The organism is Desulfoluna butyratoxydans (genome assembly GCF_900699765.1).
Taxonomy (GTDB): domain Bacteria; phylum Desulfobacterota; class Desulfobacteria; order Desulfobacterales; family Desulfolunaceae; genus Desulfoluna; species Desulfoluna butyratoxydans.
In genome coordinates, this window is record NZ_CAADHO010000004.1 from 466,895 (window position 1) to 484,903 (window position 18,009).

13 protein-coding genes and 1 pseudogene are annotated in these 18,009 nt (G+C 56.8%); 8 read left to right on the forward strand and 6 right to left on the reverse strand.

Annotated features, from left to right (window positions below):
* Nucleotides 1-179 precede the first annotated feature (179 nt).
* The 8 genes and pseudogenes from hisC (at nt 180) to MSL71_RS13940 (ending at nt 9,294) form a co-directional block, all read left to right on the forward strand.
* Complete coding sequence (hisC, locus tag MSL71_RS13910) at nt 180-1,232, forward strand: histidinol-phosphate transaminase (protein ID WP_180141305.1); 1,053 nt, start codon at nt 180-182, stop codon at nt 1,230-1,232.
* 1,213 nt (nt 1,233-2,445) lie between these two features.
* Nucleotides 2,446-2,955, forward strand: coding sequence for a GspH/FimT family pseudopilin (locus MSL71_RS13915; RefSeq protein WP_180141307.1), 510 nt, complete (start codon nt 2,446-2,448; stop codon nt 2,953-2,955).
* A 40-nt stretch (nt 2,956-2,995) separates the two neighbouring features.
* Complete coding sequence (locus MSL71_RS13920; RefSeq protein ID WP_180141309.1) at nt 2,996-3,631, forward strand: prepilin-type N-terminal cleavage/methylation domain-containing protein; 636 nt, start codon at nt 2,996-2,998, stop codon at nt 3,629-3,631.
* 29 nt (nt 3,632-3,660) lie between these two features.
* Nucleotides 3,661-3,783: pseudogene (locus MSL71_RS26935) on the forward strand (type IV pilus modification PilV family protein); the annotation flags it as partial.
* A 9-nt stretch (nt 3,784-3,792) separates the two neighbouring features.
* The gene (locus MSL71_RS13925; protein WP_246317793.1) at nt 3,793-4,071 is read left to right on the forward strand and encodes a type IV pilus modification PilV family protein; all 279 of its coding nucleotides are present in this window, start codon (nt 3,793-3,795) and stop codon (nt 4,069-4,071) included.
* A 70-nt stretch (nt 4,072-4,141) separates the two neighbouring features.
* Entirely contained in the window at nt 4,142-4,654 is a 513-nt protein-coding gene (locus tag MSL71_RS13930) for a PilX N-terminal domain-containing pilus assembly protein (protein WP_180141313.1), read from the forward strand.
* Nucleotides 4,655-4,774: 120 nt separating this feature from the next.
* On the forward strand, nt 4,775-8,878 hold the full coding sequence (locus MSL71_RS13935) for a PilC/PilY family type IV pilus protein (protein ID WP_180141315.1): 4,104 nt from the start codon (nt 4,775-4,777) through the stop codon (nt 8,876-8,878).
* A 74-nt stretch (nt 8,879-8,952) separates the two neighbouring features.
* A complete protein-coding gene (locus tag MSL71_RS13940) occupies nt 8,953-9,294 on the forward strand; it encodes a hypothetical protein (protein WP_180141317.1) in 342 nt (113 codons plus the stop codon).
* 479 nt (nt 9,295-9,773) lie between these two features.
* Here the strand turns inward: MSL71_RS13940 and MSL71_RS13945 are convergent, their stop codons facing one another.
* From MSL71_RS13945 to MSL71_RS13970, 6 genes are all read right to left on the reverse strand, one after another.
* Entirely contained in the window at nt 9,774-10,985 is a 1,212-nt protein-coding gene (locus MSL71_RS13945) for a dicarboxylate/amino acid:cation symporter (RefSeq protein ID WP_180141319.1), read from the reverse strand.
* Nucleotides 10,986-11,473: 488 nt separating this feature from the next.
* On the reverse strand, nt 11,474-12,910 hold the full coding sequence (locus MSL71_RS13950; protein WP_180141320.1) for a sigma-54-dependent transcriptional regulator: 1,437 nt from the start codon (nt 12,908-12,910) through the stop codon (nt 11,474-11,476).
* A gap of 3 nt (nt 12,911-12,913) precedes the next feature.
* Nucleotides 12,914-14,578: a transporter substrate-binding domain-containing protein gene (locus MSL71_RS13955; protein WP_218951033.1), complete on the reverse strand. Its 1,665-nt coding sequence runs from the start codon at nt 14,576-14,578 to the stop codon at nt 12,914-12,916.
* Complete coding sequence (gene mtaB, locus MSL71_RS13960; RefSeq protein ID WP_180141321.1) at nt 14,578-15,897, reverse strand: tRNA (N(6)-L-threonylcarbamoyladenosine(37)-C(2))-methylthiotransferase MtaB; 1,320 nt, start codon at nt 15,895-15,897, stop codon at nt 14,578-14,580. The genes MSL71_RS13955 and mtaB overlap by 1 nt, the downstream gene beginning before the upstream one ends.
* Nucleotides 15,898-16,051: 154 nt before the next feature.
* Nucleotides 16,052-17,155: a tRNA 2-thiouridine(34) synthase MnmA gene (mnmA, locus tag MSL71_RS13965; RefSeq protein ID WP_180141322.1), complete on the reverse strand. Its 1,104-nt coding sequence runs from the start codon at nt 17,153-17,155 to the stop codon at nt 16,052-16,054.
* The gene (locus MSL71_RS13970) at nt 17,155-17,580 is read right to left on the reverse strand and encodes an NIL domain-containing protein (RefSeq protein ID WP_180141323.1); all 426 of its coding nucleotides are present in this window, start codon (nt 17,578-17,580) and stop codon (nt 17,155-17,157) included. The genes mnmA and MSL71_RS13970 overlap by 1 nt, the downstream gene beginning before the upstream one ends.
* Between the last annotated feature and the right edge of the window lie 429 nt (nt 17,581-18,009).

Consider the following 18,009-nt stretch of genomic DNA (forward strand, 5'->3'; position numbering starts at 1 on the left):
GCCAGGGCAATGGACGGGCCGGGGCTTTTTGGTCATGCCCCCGTGGGGTTGCCTTGCCGGGACGTATGGTCGGTGCTATAAAGGATGCTCTAAAACGCACGAGACACCACCTGTTCCGTTGGCCAGACGGCTGACGGGGCAGGTTTTCGACCATGACGACAGATGGGAGCCCCACCAGAATGTACTCCGAACGTTTCACGAAGCTGACCCCTTATGTTCCCGGCGAACAGCCCCAGGATCGCAGTTACATCAAGCTCAATACCAACGAAAACCCCTATGCCCCGGCACCGGGTGTGGCCGAGGCGCTCCGATCCTATGATGTGGAGAACCTCCGACGATATCCCGATCCCAATGCAGACGCCCTGTGCCGTCTCATCGCAGAGACCCACGGTATCAAGCGGGAGCAGGTGATGGTGGGCAACGGGTCCGATGAGATCCTCTCCTTTGTCTTTTTCGCCTTCTTTGATTCGTCCAGGGGGCCCCTTCTTTTTCCTGAGCATACCTACAGCTTTTACCCCGTGTACTGCGACTACTACGGCATCGATTACAAAAAGGTGGCCCTGGATGGGGATTACCTCGTCAACATCGATCGTTTCCTGGCTGAGCAGGGGTGCGGGCTTATTTTTCCCAACCCCAACGCCCCCACTGGGATGCTTCTCTCCCTGGATGAGGTGACGCGCCTTATGGAGCGCTGGCCAGAGGATCGCGTGGTGGTGGTGGATGAGGCCTACATCGACTTCGGGGGCGAAAGCGCCGTTGCCCTAATCGACCGGTTCCCCAACCTCCTGGTGGTGCGGACCTACTCCAAGAGCTACTCCCTGGCCGGAAGCCGCCTGGGGTGGGCCATGGGCAGCGAGGAGCTGATCCAGGCCCTTTATGCGGTGAAGGACTCCTTCAACTCCTACCCCGTGGACACCCTGACCCAGAAAGCGGGCATGGCCGCCATGGCGGACCGGGAATGGTTTGACAAAACACGCAGCATGGTCATGGCCGAGCGGGAACGTGTCTCCGAGGCCCTCTCCGCTAAGGGGTGGAAGGTGCTGCCCTCTGAAGCCAACTTTGTCTTTGCAGGGGCCCCGGATCGCGACGGCAAAGCCGTCTACGAAGGCCTCAAAGCCCAGGGCGTGCTGGTGCGTTTCTTTAACAAAGAGGGGCTGACCCCCTTTGTGCGCATCACCATCGGCACGGCCGAGGAGAACACGGCACTTCTCCACGCTGTGGATTCCTTGTAAGCGTGCGTATGGGTGGCCTCCCGCCATCCTGCTGGGCAGGTTACGGCTCACCTCCGGGGAGGGCCGTGGAACCGATTTGCCTTCCCGCCTTACCTTTCAAAAAACCTTGCCTTTCAGCTGGTAGAAAGCTGCCGTAACTATTCAGGTCACGTTTGCCTCCGGCGGTCCAGCCGGGGGCAAAGCGTTTGACAAACAGGTTTGGGTTCATGTTGTGAGAATTTTTGCGAATGCTTTCACCTCGGGCCACGAAGGGAAAGCATTCGCAACCTGGCGGCGAAGGCAGGGCCGGTATGGCGAAACGATTCACATCAGGTTTTTTCGTGACAGCTAATATGGTGCACCCGTTCCCGCATGGGAGACGGGTTTTTTATTGGGCGGCATCACCAAGGGTTCAGGCCTATGTTTCAGGGCTTACCCACCGGGGGCGTGGCAGGTTCGCAGATCCCTGTCCCGGATATTCCATGAGAAAACAAGCAGCCAAGATAAAAGCTATATGATTTCAGAATGCTATAATAAAAAAACAGCTATTTTGAAAATGTAAAATGTAAATCAGGGTTTGCTGTTTGATTTTCTCACCCTTCAGGCGAGTCGGGTGTATTCATCTGCTGCGTTATCAGAGCCTTGAGGTAAAAAACTACATCTGCAGCTCCGATGCCTTGCACATGAGCCCACTCGACTCGTGAAATATCCGGGCTATGGGTATTGCCTTTCTTTATGGTGTTTTCTGCGCCTCTCCGGTTTTTTCCAAAAACGTCATGTTTGTCATTTTATTCCTGGGACCCTTCAGCCTTCGCCGGATTCCTTCCTTGATGATCTATGCGCGGGCAAGAAATAAGGCATTCCCCCGGGCCGCCTGTCTGATGCCCCTGAGTTTATCTCCCATCTTTTTTTTCTCTTTTTTTCTAACTGCGGAGAAGCAGGATATATGCGGCTCTTGATTCATTTACTGAATGAGACACTGTTTGAATAACCCCTCGCAACGTCTTCTGAGTAAAAAACATATTGTCAAACAAGTTGTTTGACTATAATAATGGTTTTAGAATTGTCGAATGGACGTATGGGTTTTTGAGCTATGGCAAGGAACAAAGTTTCTCTCAAGGTAACATCCTTTAGCGCTTAGTTTTCAGGCGTTTCGTGTGAAAAGCTGCTTTTATAATTGAAATAAATATAAGGCATGCCGTGTGAATACTTTCGGAATGGAGAGGCGTTTATAATGAATTCATGCAGATCAATCAAACATGAGGAAAGAACTGCTGGCGGAACCACTGGTTTTACTTTATTGGAGCTGATGGTCACCGTGGCGATTGTCTCTATTCTTGCTGCTTTGGCTGCACCGCAGTTCGCTGCATGGGTTGAAACCAGCCGATTGAAAAACGGCAGTGCCGATGTTCGCTCGGCGCTGGTGCTGGCCCGCTCCACGGCCATCGCGAAGAACGCATCTGTTGTCGTGGCGTTTACAACTGGGAGCAACAGTGGGTACACGGTGTTTGTCGATAACGGAAACTTGGTTCACGATTCAGGCGAGGACGTTGTGAAGCAGGGGAAGATGCCGTCCGGCATTACCGTTTCCGATACGGAATTGCCCGATGAAAAGGCCTGTTTTAACGCCCGAGGGCTTCCTGCCAGTTCGGGAATCATCTCCGTCACCAACACGGGGGGCGTCAAGATCCATAATGTGATCCTTGCAGCTGCCGGGGGGGTGAAAATTGAAGCGGGGTCCTGAAGAGAACGCGCGATGTCCTCAATCAACCGCAACCCTTTCAATGAACACCGGGCTTACGTTGCTGGAACTTCTCATTGCGCTGGCCATCGGCTCTGTGGTGATCTCGGCGGTCTATGCCGTTTATATCAGCCAATTGCACTCGGTAAATACCCAGGACAAAATTGTCGCCATGCGCCAGAACTGGCGGGCCGGGCATTATGTCCTGGGCAGGGAGCTGATGAAAGCAGGGTACTGCAGCGATATTGTCAGTGAATTTCAGCCCGGTTTTACGCGGGCAACCAAGAGTGCGCTGACCTTTACCTATGTTGAAGAAGGTACGGATAACCTGGTCTCCGTGGCGTTTGATCTCGTTGCAGACGACGGGGTAAAGCGCATTGTCCGCACCGTTTCAGGGGTCGCAGCACCCATTGCCGACGATATTGAAACCCTGCAGTTTATCTATGTACTGAAAAGCGGGAGCACCACCTGGGCACCCGAAGCCAAACACCTGAATGACATTCGAAGCATCAGGGTAACCATCGTGGCGAGAACGGAAAGCTCCGTGGAAGGCTACCCGACGCCCACTGCCTTTGCCCTTCCTTTTCCGGACGATCATACGGAAAATACCCTGAATTTCTCTTCTGACGGGGTCTATCGGCAAATGGTCACGGGGGTCTTCAATTGCCGGAATATGTAAAGACAAATAGAAAGGTGATGCGATCAATGATGGAGACGATACCGTGTCGGCCCACAAACGTGAGTTCTCATGGCTCTTCATGGGCTGCTGACGGGTTTACCCTTATCGAAGTAGTGGTTGCTCTGCTTATTCTCGCGGTGGGTATCCTGGGAGCGGCATCCATGCAGATTACTGCCATCAAAGGTAACGGGACGGCCTATAAAATCACCGAGGCCTCCATGGTCGCTTCCGAGCGTGCCGAACAGCTTCTGGCCCTTGACTTCGGCTCAGCCGACCTTGCGGACGGCTCAGAAAAGGTCGACGGGTTTGGGGTGGAGTGGGTTGTTGTTTCGCCGACAACCGATCCCGACAGGCGGGATATCACGGTGACCGTTGCATGGAAAGAGGGGGACAGGGACCACTCCTTCGATTATCGGTTTTTAAAGGCCCGGGGCATTTGACCCCTCCAAAAGCCATTGTGTGTCTGTGCCATCAAGCACATGGACCATTTATTTGAATCGGGAGAATTCGATGTGTTGCAGGTATGCCCATGGGGAAGGTGAGGAGGGATCGGTCCTTCTCATTGCGTTGGTCGTTCTTTTTCTGGTTGCTCTGTTGGGGGTCAATGCGCTGACAACAACCCAGACCGAGCTCAAGATTTCCGGCAACGATCAAAGCTACACCCGGAATTTCTACCGGGCGGAGTCGGCCATCAAAGAGGCCGCACTGGCCCTCGAACATGCAGATGACGTCGATCCGGCAACGGCCGGGTTGTCGTGGCTCTCCGACGGAATCAATGAGGAGACGTGTTTTAAGCCGGAACAGGACGCATGGCAAACCTCAGGATCGGATACCAACGCTGCGGTGTCCACATTCTATACGGACGGAAAAGCCGCATTCTGCGGTTTGCGCATGGGGGTGGCTTCTGGCTCCAGCCTGGATATGACCTCCCCGCTCAAATGGGAATACGTGATTTACGGACGTTCCGTGCTCTCCTCCGGCAAGGTCGAGATGGCGGCGGGCTATTGTAAAAAGACGAATTGACGGAGGGGATGCATGGGGCTCGCTGATATTTGGAAGGCTTGCAGGAAGATGGCTCAACGATGGTGTTTGCCGGTTGTTTTGGGGTGCCTGTTCCTTTGTGTGATGGGGGGGAGCGCTTCGGTGGAGGCTGAAACGGGCTTTGCCGATGTTATCGCCCATGCCCACGATCTGGGCACGTTGACCGATGCGGGTATCGTGAGGGATGGGGTTCTTGAGCCTCGTTACTGGCGTTTCGACAAGGATTATTATTCATTTTCCGTGAACACCCCCGGAACGGTCACGATATATGCTAAGGCCCCGGATTCTAATCCGAGTCTGGAGACCGTGGGGTATCTCTATAGTACGGACGACGATGATTTGATGCTGGAGAGTGACAATACCGGTGGAAAGAAGGGTAACTTTCGGATTGAATGGTATTTGGATACTGCCGGATCGTATTATACCATGCTTCGCGGGGTAAAAAAGAGAAAGAATATCGGTGCGTACCGGCTGGTTCTGGAGTTTGAACCGGATGAGCCGACGCATTATTGGGACGGCGATGGAGACGGATGGGGTGACCCGAACATCACCACGGCTTCCCCAGTCGGTGGCGGGTGGGTGACTCAGTCCGGTGATTGCAATGACACGAACCCCGCGATCCATCCGGGTGCCGAGGACAATCAGTGCGACAGCATGGATAATGACTGTGACGGCCTCACGGATGAGGACGCCCCGGATTCGGCCAAGGTCCTCTACTATGACGACATGGATGGTGACGGGTATGGTGATGCCGATAACACGCATCTTGCCTGCACCATACCCGAGGGGGCCGTGTGGGTGACCACGGCCGGTGATTGCGATGATTCGGATTCATCCGTCAACCCCGATGCCATCGATATCTGCGGGGATGGTGTCGATCAGGACTGCTCCAGCGCGGACAGGGTTTGTGGAACCAGCACGGTGTGCGTGGACATCGCCGATGCCCCGTTGACGACCCAGGTTGCGGCGGCACCCCCGCTGGTGATGTTTCTCTTAGACGACTCGGGGAGCATGGATTTTGATATTCTCTGCGATACCGGTTCCTTCAAGTTTATGAATAAAGGAGACGCCAAGAGTTCCGGGTATATCCTAGGTGACAATAATGTGGCCCGTGTCGACTCGTGGGCTCACGATGTGAGTACATGCTGGAAAACGCAGTGGTCGGGGTACAATAAAGTCTATTACAACCCGGAGGTGACCTACAAGCCCTGGCCCCTCTACACCAACGCCAATCCCCAGAGTACGAGAAAACATCCCTATTTTAATTATGGAACCCGTGACATGGATGCTGCCGGCGATTTCGCCGTGATTTATGGTGTGGATTTGAGTTATGCCCACTATTATCAGACATCCGGTGACAAGGTGTATCTCGTTAATCTGAGCGGGGGCGCGGCAGAGTACTATGAGGTGACGGACTCTGGGGACGAGCACTATTACGAGGTAGCGTCGTTGACGCTTCTCGACTCCGTGCCTTCGGCCATCGCCGTTACCGATTACCAGGCCGCCCTTCAGAACATGGCCAACTGGTATCAGTACAGCCGAAACCGGGAACTTGCCGCCAAGTCGGCGGTAGCCCAGGTGATCAGCGAGGTCAGCGGGGTCAAGGTGGGGCTTTATGCCATCAACAACGGGTCGGTGTCCGGGGTAAAATCGATTCATGTCGATGGAACTGACCTGACCGATACCCTGCTGCAAAAGCTCTATGCCATCGACTCCGAAGGGGGCACCCACCTGAGAAACGCCCTTTATAACATCGGGGCGTATTACGACAAGGCCTCAGGAGACGGAGGTATAGGGACGTCACCTTTTGACTCTGAAGAAAATGGCGGGACGTGCCAGAAAGCATTCACCATCGTGATGACCGATGGGTACTACAATGGAGATTTTGACTATTCCGTGGGCAACGCGGACAAAAACTCCACATCCGACACGTCCACCTGGGACGGGGTGCCGTATGCCGACGAATCGTCTGATACCCTTGCCGACATCGCCATGCATTTTTACGAGAGGGACCTGCGCACCGACCTGACTGACAACGTGCCGACTACCGTTAAGGATACCGCACAGCACCAGCACATGGTGACCTACACGGTTGCCTTCGGGGTTTCGGGCACCTTGAAAGACAGTAATTACGACTGTCCGAAGGACTGTCCGGGTATGAAGGATGAACTGGCATGGCCCGCTCCCACATCGGACAAGACTAAAATTGATGATTTGTTCCATGCAGCGGTCAACGGCCGGGGAAAATTCATGACAGCCGGGAACAGCGAGGCCCTTGCCAACGCCCTGGTGAGTGTGATCGGTGATATCCAGAACCAGGTCATGAGCGGGGCGAGCGTGAGCATGAACTCCCAGGAACTGAAACAGGATACCAAGTTGTACCAGGGGTATTTTGATTCGTCGAACTGGACCGGGAACCTGAAAGCCTTTGACCTGGGAACGGATTCAGCCGGGAAGCTGACCACGACCAAGGCCTGGGACGCCCAGGAGGTGATGGCGGCCAAGTCCCTGACCTGGTGGGACTCATCGCGATGCATCCTTACCAATGGGGAGAGCGGCGGCACGGCGTTTCGGTACGACAACCTGTCCGACGTGCAGAAGGAGAGCCTTTCCCAGGGCATTTTGGATTTTGTCCGGGGCGACTCCAGCGGGGAAAAGGCCAAAGGCGGAACATATCGCGACCGGGACGGGCTTGTGCTGGGTGATATCGTGAATTCGTCGCCGACGTATGAAAACGGCGTGGTCTACGTGGGGGCAAATGACGGCATGCTTCACGCCTTTGATTCTGCCGACGGCAACGAGCTCTTTGCCTATATTCCTTCCTTTGTCACCGAGAATCTGGCCTACCTCGCCGATTCCGAGTACACCCACACCTATTTTGTGGACAACACCGTTCAACTCCGAACCATCAAAAACGGCATCTCCGCAAAGACCTGGCTGGTGGGTGGGCTGGGCAAAGGGGGCAGGGGGTATTATGGCATGGACATCACCAACCCCACGAAAATTTCAGAACATCAGATCCCCGCAATCTGGGAGTATCCGGCGTATGGGGAGACGGATTCTGACATGGGCTTCAGCTACAGTGCGCCTGCCATCGTCAAGGCCAACACCGGTCAGTACATCATTCTGGTCGGCAACGGATACGACAGCCTGAACGGAAAGGCCGTTTTGTATGCGCTGAACATGAACGGTTCTCTGTTTACCGCCATTGGCACCAACGAGGGAAGCGCTGTGCCCGCCGATGGAAAATGCAATGGCCTGAGTTCTCCGGTGCCCATTGATACGGACTTTAACGGCACCGTGGATATCGTCTATGCAGGGGATATGCTGGGAAACCTGTGGAAGTTCGACCTTTCGTCCTCAAGTGCCGGGGCCTGGCATGTTGCCTACGGTGGTCACCCCCTGTTTACCGCAAAGAACAAGGACGGTGAGATACAGCCCATTTTGGGAAAACCGGCCGTCATGTCCCATTGTGACAGGAGTCGCAAAGGGGTCATGGTCATTTTCGGGACCGGTCGTTACCTTGCCAATGAAGATCCCTCCAATACGGACACTCAAAGCATCTACGGCATCTGGGACTGGGCGGATGAGTGGGAATCTCCGGATTCCCGATACCTGGGAACGTTGCAGCAGCCCACAAGCAACGCCGCCGAGCGGACCCTTTCGCATTTTACAGACGCCACTTTATTAAAGCAGTCCGTGACATCATCTGCTTCGTCGGCCTTGCTCCACTCAACCTCCCACGACATTGACTGGCTGGTGCCCGAAGAGTGGGTGAAGGCGGGAGCTTACGAGGGCGGGACCCATGTGGGGTGGTTCCTGGACCTGCCGTTGACCGGTGAGCGCGTGGTGACCAAGACCCAGTTGCTCGACGGCAAAGCCATCGTGGCCTCCATCGTTCCCAAGCTCTCTCCCTGCACGGCAGGGGGTGGGTCCGTGTTTTACACGCTCAATGCCTGCGATGGGTCTCAGCCGGACGAACCCTTTTTTGATTCCGATGGCGACGGGGATGTGGACGATGCCGACGGCACGCTTTCGGGCAGGCGGTTTAAAGATGATATCTATTACTCCCCTGCGATTCTCAACCGAAGAGGGGAGAGCACGGATGTTCTTATTTATGGTGAGGATGACGGCGACGGCACTGCCCAGTCTATGGCTATCCCGAACGAGGTTCTGGGGCTTTATTACTGGCGGTTTGTGGAGTGATGATGCCGATTTTACGGGGAAACAGAGCCCCATGCCATCACCAATGCAGAGGATTTTAAAAAGAGGATATGATCATGAAGAAATCGGTCGCTTACGTCATGGCCCTGGCGTTTTTTGTTGTGGGGTTTTATTCGAACGGGTTTTTTTCCCCGGGGCTGGCCTGGGCTCGGAAGTCACAGGGTGAGTACGTCATGGCCTACGTGAAAAGTATAAGCGGAGGATGGTACACAGGAAAAATTGATCACATCGATGCCTGGATTGTCACCATGGGTGATGTGAACCACTCCTTTGCCAAGGATGTCCTTTTTGTGTCAAAGGACGGATTTAAAGTTTCCAGGCGAAATTTTCATAAAGGGGATACAGTGAAAATGCTTCTGGACTCACATTTTGAATGCTCTATTTTGCTTAAACTATAAATCCTTTTTGGCCAGACCTTGCCTCCGGCAAGGGTGCCCTCTGAGTCTACCTCCTTGGTCAAATGGTAAGGTGCTCCCGTTTCAAACCGCGCCTGCCATTTGACCTCCCCACCTTATTCTTTACCTCTCTCTTTTCATTCATTTAGCCCGAATAGTTCACGAGAAAACCATGGGATCGAAGCAATGGCACCTTATTATAAATGAGGTGGTTATCGTGAAATATCCGGGTTAGAGAAAGGCCGCAAGGGTGCAAAAAAGAAAAGGGGCCTCCACCGGTTTCCCGGGAAGGCCCCTTTTCTCTTTCACTTCTCTATGGGGATAGAAGAAAGTGTGTCAGTGTTCTGAGATGTGTATGAAAAATCAGGAGGGGATAGTTCGATTCGTTGCGGGATGGGGACCCCGCAAGGTCTCGAAGTCCGGTCCGTGGAATGGGGACTCCGCGGGCCGGACGCTCCTGGGTTTTCCTTTTTGGGTTGAGGCTATACCGCCTCGGTGGCGTCGAAGATCTCCTTGTCGAACTCACCTTCGCTCTTGGCAACGATCAGGGAGGTCATGGCGTCGCCGGTGACGTTGACACTGGTACGTGCCATGTCGAGGATTCGGTCGATACCCGCGATGAGGGCGATCCCTTCCATGGGCAGGCCGATGGAGGAGAGGGTCACCGAGAGCATGATGAGACCCGCGCCGGGTACGCCGGCCGTTCCGATGGAGGCCAGGGTGGAGGCGAGGATCAGGGTGATGTAGTTGGACATGGTCAGGTCGATGCCGCTGGCCTGGGCCACGAAGAGAGCGGCCACGCCCTGGTAGATGGCGGTACCGTCCATGTTCACCGTGGCGCCCATGGGAAGAACGAAGCTTGAGACGCTCTTGGAGACGCCCAGGTTCTCCTGGGTGCAGCGGATGGTCACGGGAAGGGTGCCGGAGCTGCTCGTGGTGGTAAAGGCCACGGCCTGGGCGTCAACGATGCCCTTGAAGAACTTGGCGGGGCTCAGGCGTGCAACAAGGCCGACGCCGGAACCGTAGACAAAAATAACATGGACAATGGCGCCGATGTAGACGGCCAGGATCACCTTGAGCAGGGGCAGCAGCGTGGATGCGCCGTACTGTCCCACCACATAGGCCATCAATGCGAAGACGCCGTAGGGGGCGAATTCCATGACAATGGCGGTGAGGGTGTACATGATCTCTGCCACGGATTCGCAGAGTTTCTTGAAGGGCTCAGCCTTCTCGCCGGTGATGTTGATGGCGATGCCCAGGAAGATGGCAAAACAGATGACCTGAAGCACATGGCCGCTGGAGAGAGCGCCCAGGGGGTTCTTGGGAACGATGGACACCAGGGTGTCGATGAAGGGGGGCGCCTGCTTGGCGGAGACGGCCTGTCCCATGTCGATCATCATGCCCGCGCCGGGCTGGAGGATGGTGCTCACCAGGAGGCCGATGCAGACGGCAAAGGCTGTGGTGACAAGGTAGATGGCCAGGGTCTTGAGGCCGATGCGACCCAGCTGCTTGCTGTCCTTGAGGCTGGTCATGCCAACGATAAGGGACGAGAAGATAAGCGGGATGATAAGCATCTTGATGGCGTTGATAAAGAGCGTGCCGATGGGTTTTACCAGTGCCGCTTTTTCCTGAAAGATAAGTCCGGCCACAATACCTAAGCCCAGACCGATCATGATTTTCATCCAAAGTTTCATATGTCCCCCTGCCTGTTACACGTTACGAGTTCTGGCGACCCCCGGAAAGCAATGACACAACGGTGCACAAGTGAGCGCTTTCGAAATCCGAATTGATTTTAAGGGCAGCATTCCATCCTGATGACCGGAGAAACGGAAAACGCAAATAAACCGTGACTCCGGTGCTGAGTCAGTTTTTTTAAGAGCAAGGTCGATGCCAAGATGTACTAATTTTCGTAACAAACTGATTGGATGGATGAAATATCTTATTTTGCAGAGCTTGGGATATGCGTGAGGGGCTATAACCAAAGGAATAGATGGCGGTGTCAGATTGTGGAAAAGCTCAAAAAACAGGGGATGACTTTCTTATATAACAAAAGTTATGGCTATAATTTTGGTTATACCCCTTTTGGGCTGACCAGTAGAAAATACGTTTCGTTTCCTGTTTTTTGGCTCTTTCATTCTTTCCAGCTCGGATGCGATTGCCGCTGGGGCCCAGGGGCCATTGTCTACTCATCCTGCTTTTCCCTGAGCTGCTTCATGCGCTTGCTCAAGGCTGGCTGGGAGATTCCGAGGATTCGGGCGGCGATGCTCTGGTTGCCTTCGGCCCGGTCCATGGCCTCCATCACCAGGAGGCTGGAGGCATCGGCCAGGGTGGGCAGGGGGTCCAGGCCCGAAAAGGGGTTGCCGTCCGTTTGCCTGGAGACAGCCTGTGCGGCGGGGTGGTGCGGAGCATGTCCTTCCATGGCCTCTTTAAAGGATGCCATGGAGAGAGTGCCGCCTCCGTGGCGGGCCACGGCGTCAAAGACCATGGATTTTAGTTCCCGGATGTTGCCGGGGAAGTGGTAGGTGGCCAGGAGCACCGGCAGCTCCGGGGGATAGACCGGGATTTTTTTGCCGGTCTCTTCGGCGGCCATGGCAAGGAAGGTGTCCAGAAGGACAGGGATATCGTCTTTTCGCTCCCTTAAAGGGGGCATATGGATGTGGTGGGTCTGGAGACGGTAGAAGAGGTCCTTGCGGAAGCGACGCTCTTTGCTCTCTTTTCCTTTGATGGTGAGGTCCTGGTGGGTGGAGCAGACCACCCTGGCGTTGATTTTTTCCGAATGGTCGCTTCCCACCGGGTAGTAGTCCCCGTCCTGGAGCAGGCGAAGGAGCTTCACCTGGGAAGGGGCGGAGAGGTCGCCGATTTCGTCCAGGAAAAGGGTGCCCCCCGAGGCCTTTTCCACCATGCCTGCACGCCGTGCATCGGCTCCGGTAAAGGCGCCCCGCACATGGCCGAAGAGGGTGTCGGAAAAAATGGTGTCGTCCAGCCCGGCCACGTTCACCGCCACCATGGGGCCGGGTGGGTTGCAGACCCGGTGGATGGCCCGGGCCACGAGCTCCTTGCCCGTTCCGCTCTCTCCGGTGATGAGGACCGGCTGGCGCGAACTTGCAAGGGATTCGATGTAGCTGAAGATGGAGATCATGTACCGGTTGGCCGTGGCGATATGGCTGAAGGCCTCGGGGTTGCTCGGGGCCTTGCTGATGGTGGAGCGGATGGCCCGGTTCTCCCGTTTCAGCTCCCAGAGGTTCACGGCGTTTCTCACCGTGGCCACGATGCGTTCCTCAGCGCCGGTTTTGACGATGTAGTCGTTGGCGCCCATCTTCATGCACTGCACGGCAAGGCTGACCTGGTTCATGCCGCTGACCACCACAATCACCGTGTCCGGGGACTCTTCCCGGATTACGGAGATCAGCTCTTCACCGGGGATGTCGGGCATCATGAGGTCCAGGAGCACGATCCCGATCTCTTCGTCTGCCAGGATGTCGCGCACCTTGCGTCCGTCGCTGAGCTTGCGCAGGTTGGTGAATCCGGCGCGCTCCAGCAGGAGCCCTAGGCTGCGGAGCCACGAGGGCTCGTCATCAATGAGGAGAATGGGGAAATCATGGGTCAACACACCGGTCATGGGTTACTCCTTGTCCAGGGCGGGGAGTTCAAGTGTGGCGGTGGTGCCCCGGCCCGGCTGGGATTCGAAGGTCAGTTTGCCTTCATGGTTTCTGACAATGCCCGCCGAGACCGACAGCCCGAGGCCGGTGCCGCCCACCGACCGCTTGGTGGTGAAAAAGGGATCGGTGAGGTGGTCCAGATGCTCTGGGTCGATGCCCGAGCCCTCATCGGTCACCGACAAGGTGACGATGCCTTTGGCCGGGTCGCTGTCGGTTTTCAAGAGGATGGCGGATTCCGTGGATTCCAGGGCCTGGCAGGCATTGAGTAGCAGGTTGATGACCACCTGTTCGATGCGCTGGGGGTTTGCCTGGATGGGAGGGATGCCTTCACGGAGTTCCATGCCCAGGTGCCGTGTGGCCTTCTCCACGGTGGGACGGACAAGCCTCAGGGCGTTGACGGCGATGGTGTTGAGGTTGGTCTCTTCCCTTTCATCATCGCTCTGCCTGGAGAAATCCCGGAGGTCCTCCACAATGGTTTTGATGTGACGGGCGGCGTCGTTGGTCTCGTCCAGGATCAGGGGGATCTCGTCTCGCATGCGGGAGTAGGGAAGGCCTGCCACCTTGAAATCGCCGTGTTCCCTGTAGTGCTGCTCCAGCACGGGGTGCATCTCCTTGAAGGCGGCCACCAGCAAAGGGATGTTGAGAAGGAGCAGGCCGTTGGGGTTGTTGAGTTCGTGGGCGATGCCCGAGACCAGAAAACCCAGGGAGGCCATCTTGTCGGCCTGGAGGAGCTGTTTCTGTCGGGTCTCCAGCTCCCGGGTGCGCAGGGCAACCTCCCGTTTGAGAGTCCGGGACCAGAGGATGTTGCCCACCACCACCAGAATCATGAAGGAGAAGAGCAGGCCGGCGGCGATGACAAGTTTCCGTGTGGGGATCCCCGGGGAGAGGACACCGAGCCAGCGGTTGTGGATCTCCCGGAGGCGGCCGGTTTTTTTTAAGATGGCAAGGCCCTCGCTGATCTGTGCCATCAGCTCTGTGTTGTCCTTTAAAGTCGCGTAGCAGTAGAGCTGAACCGCCACCGGGTTTCCGCGTTTGCGGATGTTGGAGAGCTTGTGTTCCCGGATGTAATAGAGCCCGGGCAGGTTGGCCACGATGGCGTAGTCGTAGGTGCCGGACGCCACCATGCGCAGGGCGTCGGTCTGGTAGGGGACGGGCACCGGGGTGATGGACAGGGGGCTTTGCCTTAAGGTCTCGTGCATGATTCCGTCGTGCTGCACAAGGACCTCTTTGCCCGTAAGGTGGGAGAGGCTGCCCACGCCTAAGGTCTCTTCCCGGGTAAAGATGGAGTGGTGGATCAGGGTGTAGGCCTGGGAAAACTCATACCGGCGTGCCCGCTCGTCGGAGTAGGAGATGCCCTGCATCACATCCACCTCTCCTTTTTTAAAGGCCTCCATGATCTCTTCCCAGGGCCCCAAGCGAATCTCGATCTCCATGCCCATGACCTCGGCAAGGGCCCGGGTCAGCTCCACGGTAAAGCCCGTGGGGTTCCCGTCCTGATCCAGGAACTCGTAGGGTGGGTACTGGGCGTCTCCCCCGAAGACGATGCGCTCCGGGGGGGCTGCCTGGGCCGGGGCTCCGGCCAGGAGCAGGGCAAGACACGCCATGAGAAAGAGACCGCGCCGAATCATCAGCTCTCCTCTCGTCTCCCCGTGAGGTGACCGTCGGGGGTGACGGAGTCCAGGATCACCGGCACCAGCTGGTTCATGAGGCTGTCGTCTCCTTCAAACTGCACCGGGATGTAGTTTGAGGTCACCCCTTTGAGAAGACCCGTGTGATGATCACGTTCCCGCTCCACAAGGACCTCGGCGCGGGTTCCCACCGCCGCGTCCATGAACCGTTTTTTTGCGGTCTGGCCGATGGCGCGCACCCGTGCGGTGCGGTGCTTCATGGTCTCCTTGTCGAGGCGTCCGTCAAAGGTGGCCGCAGGGGTCTTTGCCCGCGGGGAGAAGGGAAAGACGTGGAGATAGGCCAGGGGCAGGGACTCCAGGAACGCGCAGGTGTTCTCGAACTGCTCTTCGGTTTCACCGGGAAAGCCGATGATGACGTCCGCCCCGATGGCTGCCGACGGAGAGAGGGCATGGATCCGGGTTACCAGCTCGCGGAAGCGTTCGGTGGTGTAAGGGCGCTTCATGCGGGAGAGCACGGTGTCGTCCCCGCTTTGAAGGGGAATGTGGACGTGGTCGCAATAGAAGGGGGACCCGGTGATGATGTCGATGACCTCGTCGGTGATCTCCATGGGCTCCATAGAGCTCAGGCGGACCCGCTTCACCGCTTTTTCCTCTGCCAGGCGCTTGAGCAGGGCGGAAAAGCTGGTGGGCGGGGTGAGGTCCTGTCCGTAGCAGCCGATGTGGATGCCGGTGAGCACCACCTCCTGGTACCCGCGAGCCCCAAGGGACGCCAGCCGGGAAACGGCCTCGGCCATGGGCATGCTGCGGGAGCGGCCCCGGGTGTGGGGCACGATGCAGTAGGAGCAGAAAGCGTTGCAGCCGTCCTGGACCTTCAGCAAGGGGCGGGTGCGGGTGCCCAGGGCGTCCACATCAATGCCCTTGAACTCGGTTTCTCGGCAGCTCTTGTTCCGGTCCTCGGAGAAGTGGGCCTCTCCTTTTTCATAGAGCGCGATGATCAGCTCGGGGAGCTTGTGTTTTTCCGTGTGGCTGATGACGGCATCCACGCCGTCGATCTTTTCGATCTCTTCGGCTTCGGTCTGGGCGTAGCATCCGGTGACCACCATCTTGGCGGAGGGGTTTTTTCTGATGGTCTGGCGGATGTGGTTCCGCGACTCCACCGAAGCCTTGCCGGTGACGGTGCAGGTGTTGATGATGCAGACGTCTGCGGCTGCGGGCTGTTGGGTTTCCTGCCAGCCCCGGGAGCTAAGGGCCATGCCCACGGCGTCGGATTCAAACCGGTTCACCTTGCAGCCCAGGGTGTTGATGAAATAGCGTGGCATAATATCGACCTGTGATGGTCGCCATGGAGCCCATGGCGATGTGGTTTGGGTGTACATAAAACGCACGTGATCCCGTGCCGTGTCTTTCGCCTTGGAAAGGGCGCAGGGCATCACGTGATCAAGGCATGGGGAAGGCGGTGAGGCCCTTTGGACCCTATCGGGTAATCCAGCCGCCGCCGAGGACCTCGTCCCCTGCGTAGAACACGGCCCCCTGGCCCGGGGTGACCGCAGATTGCGGGGCATCGAACATAACGGTGGCACCTTCCCGGCTCGGATCCAGCTCAATGCGGCAGGGGCTTCCCCTGTGGCTGTAGCGGATCTTGCAGGTGGCCTCAAAGGAGTCTTCGGTGGGGGGGCGGACCCAGTTGAGTCGGGTCACTGTGCAGGCCTCGGACAAGAGATCCTCTTTTTTGCCCACCACCAGGCGGTTTGCCTCGGGCTCCAGGGCCAGGACGTAGTAGGGGTAAGGGCCCGGGCAGTTGATGCCCCGGCGCTGCCCCACGGTAAACCCGTGGAGGCCCAGGTGCCGTCCGACCTCGGTGCCGTCCGGGGTCACGATGGGGCCCGGCTCCATGGCAAAGCCGGGGCGGGACTGGAGAAAGGCTTTGTAATCGCCGTCCTGGATAAAGCAGATGTCCTGGCTCTCTCCCTTGGCAAAGGAGGTGAGTCCTTCCCGGGCGGCCTCTTTCTTGATCTCTTCCTTGCGCAGGCCTCCCAAGGGAAACACGGCCTTTGCGAGGCGCTCCGGCGGTACCATGGCGAGGAAATAGGACTGGTCCTTGAAAGGGTCTTCGCCTTTTAAAATGTGAAGGCCGCCATTCTCGTCGGTGCGGGTGCGGACATAATGCCCTGTGGCAAGGTCCCGGGCGCCTAAAGATTCGGCCACGTCCAGAAGGTAACCGAATTTGACCGTGGGGTTGCAGAGAAGGCAGGGGTTGGGGGTGAGCCCGTCCCGGTACGCCTTTTCAAAGTGGGAGACCACCTCTGCCTCGAACCGATCTCTGATGTCGATGATGTGGATGGGGATGTCGAGCTGCTCCGCCACATGGTTCATGGCGGGAATAGCCACCCGGCAGCTTTCCGAATGAAGGGTCAGCCGCGGGGACGGGCTTACGGCCTGGTGCGCCGCCCTTACGGGCTCGTAGCCGGTGATAAAATGGATGCCGACCACCTTGTGGCCTGCCTTTTTAAGAAGCCAGGCCGCATACAGGGAGTCGATGCCCCCGCTTACTGCGACGGCTGTGGTGTGGCTGTTCATCAGAAGAAATTCTTGTCCTTGGGATTGGCCTTCATGGCGTGGGACGGGCAGGTGGGAACACAGAGTTCACAGGCGCTGCATTTTTCAAGGTCGAAGATCACCTCCATGGAGGGACGTTCGATGGCCAGTGCCCCGGTGGGACAGACGGCGGTGCAGGCCCCGCAGTGGGTGCATCGCGCCTCGTCGCGGGTCACTTCCTGATCCGAGCGGCTCACCTTGATGCCCTTGCTTTTCAGGTATTCCAATCCGTTTTTGAAGTTTTCCCGGGTGCCCTTCAGCTCAAGAACCATGATCCCTTCCCGACGGGGGAAGATGTTGGCATGCAGGATGGCAAAGGTCAGTTCATAGTCTCTGGCAAGGTAACAGACCACCGGCTCGGGGGAGGCCTCCTTGGGGAACTTAAGAATCAGTATTTTTGATTGCACGGGTCGGGTCTCCGAGGTTGTTGCTCTGGTAAAAAAGTTCACCGGCGAATCGAGTTCGGTTCACACCGGCTCATGGGGACACGACAATTCCTGCAGGCGACCTGGGCGTCAGGCCCTTGGGATGCCCAGGGTAAGGGGTCGGTCCCTGATTGTAAAGCTCTCTATCGTACCGGGTCTGGTGGGGGGTGTCAATATCGCCACGGTTTCCCTGTCTCGGCTCAATGTTCATATGGCCATCTGCATGTTGATTTTTGTGCTCATTGTTTTTACAGGGAAACAACCTCTGATATTTATAGGGTAAATATCGGCCATGGGGGTGTGAAAAGTGTTTACAAGCACAGGCCCCTTGGGTTTAATAGAAACGAGGTGCCGTTTTTGACCGCGGCTCCAGGCTGAAGCGTCCCAACCGGCAACCCCCCATCATCCCAA

Coding starts and splice junctions, on each gene's coding strand:
- hisC (WP_180141305.1), top strand. CDS start 180: ATGTACTCCGAACGTTTCACGAAGCTGACCCCTTATGTTCCCGGCGAA.
- MSL71_RS13915 (WP_180141307.1), top strand. CDS start 2,446: ATGAATTCATGCAGATCAATCAAACATGAGGAAAGAACTGCTGGCGGA.
- MSL71_RS13920 (WP_180141309.1), top strand. CDS start 2,996: ATGAACACCGGGCTTACGTTGCTGGAACTTCTCATTGCGCTGGCCATC.
- MSL71_RS13925 (WP_246317793.1), top strand. CDS start 3,793: ATGCAGATTACTGCCATCAAAGGTAACGGGACGGCCTATAAAATCACC.
- MSL71_RS13930 (WP_180141313.1), top strand. CDS start 4,142: ATGTGTTGCAGGTATGCCCATGGGGAAGGTGAGGAGGGATCGGTCCTT.
- MSL71_RS13940 (WP_180141317.1), top strand. CDS start 8,953: ATGAAGAAATCGGTCGCTTACGTCATGGCCCTGGCGTTTTTTGTTGTG.
- MSL71_RS13945 (WP_180141319.1), bottom strand. CDS start 10,985: ATGAAACTTTGGATGAAAATCATGATCGGTCTGGGCTTAGGTATTGTG.
- MSL71_RS13950 (WP_180141320.1), bottom strand. CDS start 12,910: ATGACCGGTGTGTTGACCCATGATTTCCCCATTCTCCTCATTGATGAC.
- MSL71_RS13955 (WP_218951033.1), bottom strand. CDS start 14,578: ATGATTCGGCGCGGTCTCTTTCTCATGGCGTGTCTTGCCCTGCTCCTG.
- mtaB (WP_180141321.1), bottom strand. CDS start 15,897: ATGCCACGCTATTTCATCAACACCCTGGGCTGCAAGGTGAACCGGTTT.
- mnmA (WP_180141322.1), bottom strand. CDS start 17,155: ATGAACAGCCACACCACAGCCGTCGCAGTAAGCGGGGGCATCGACTCC.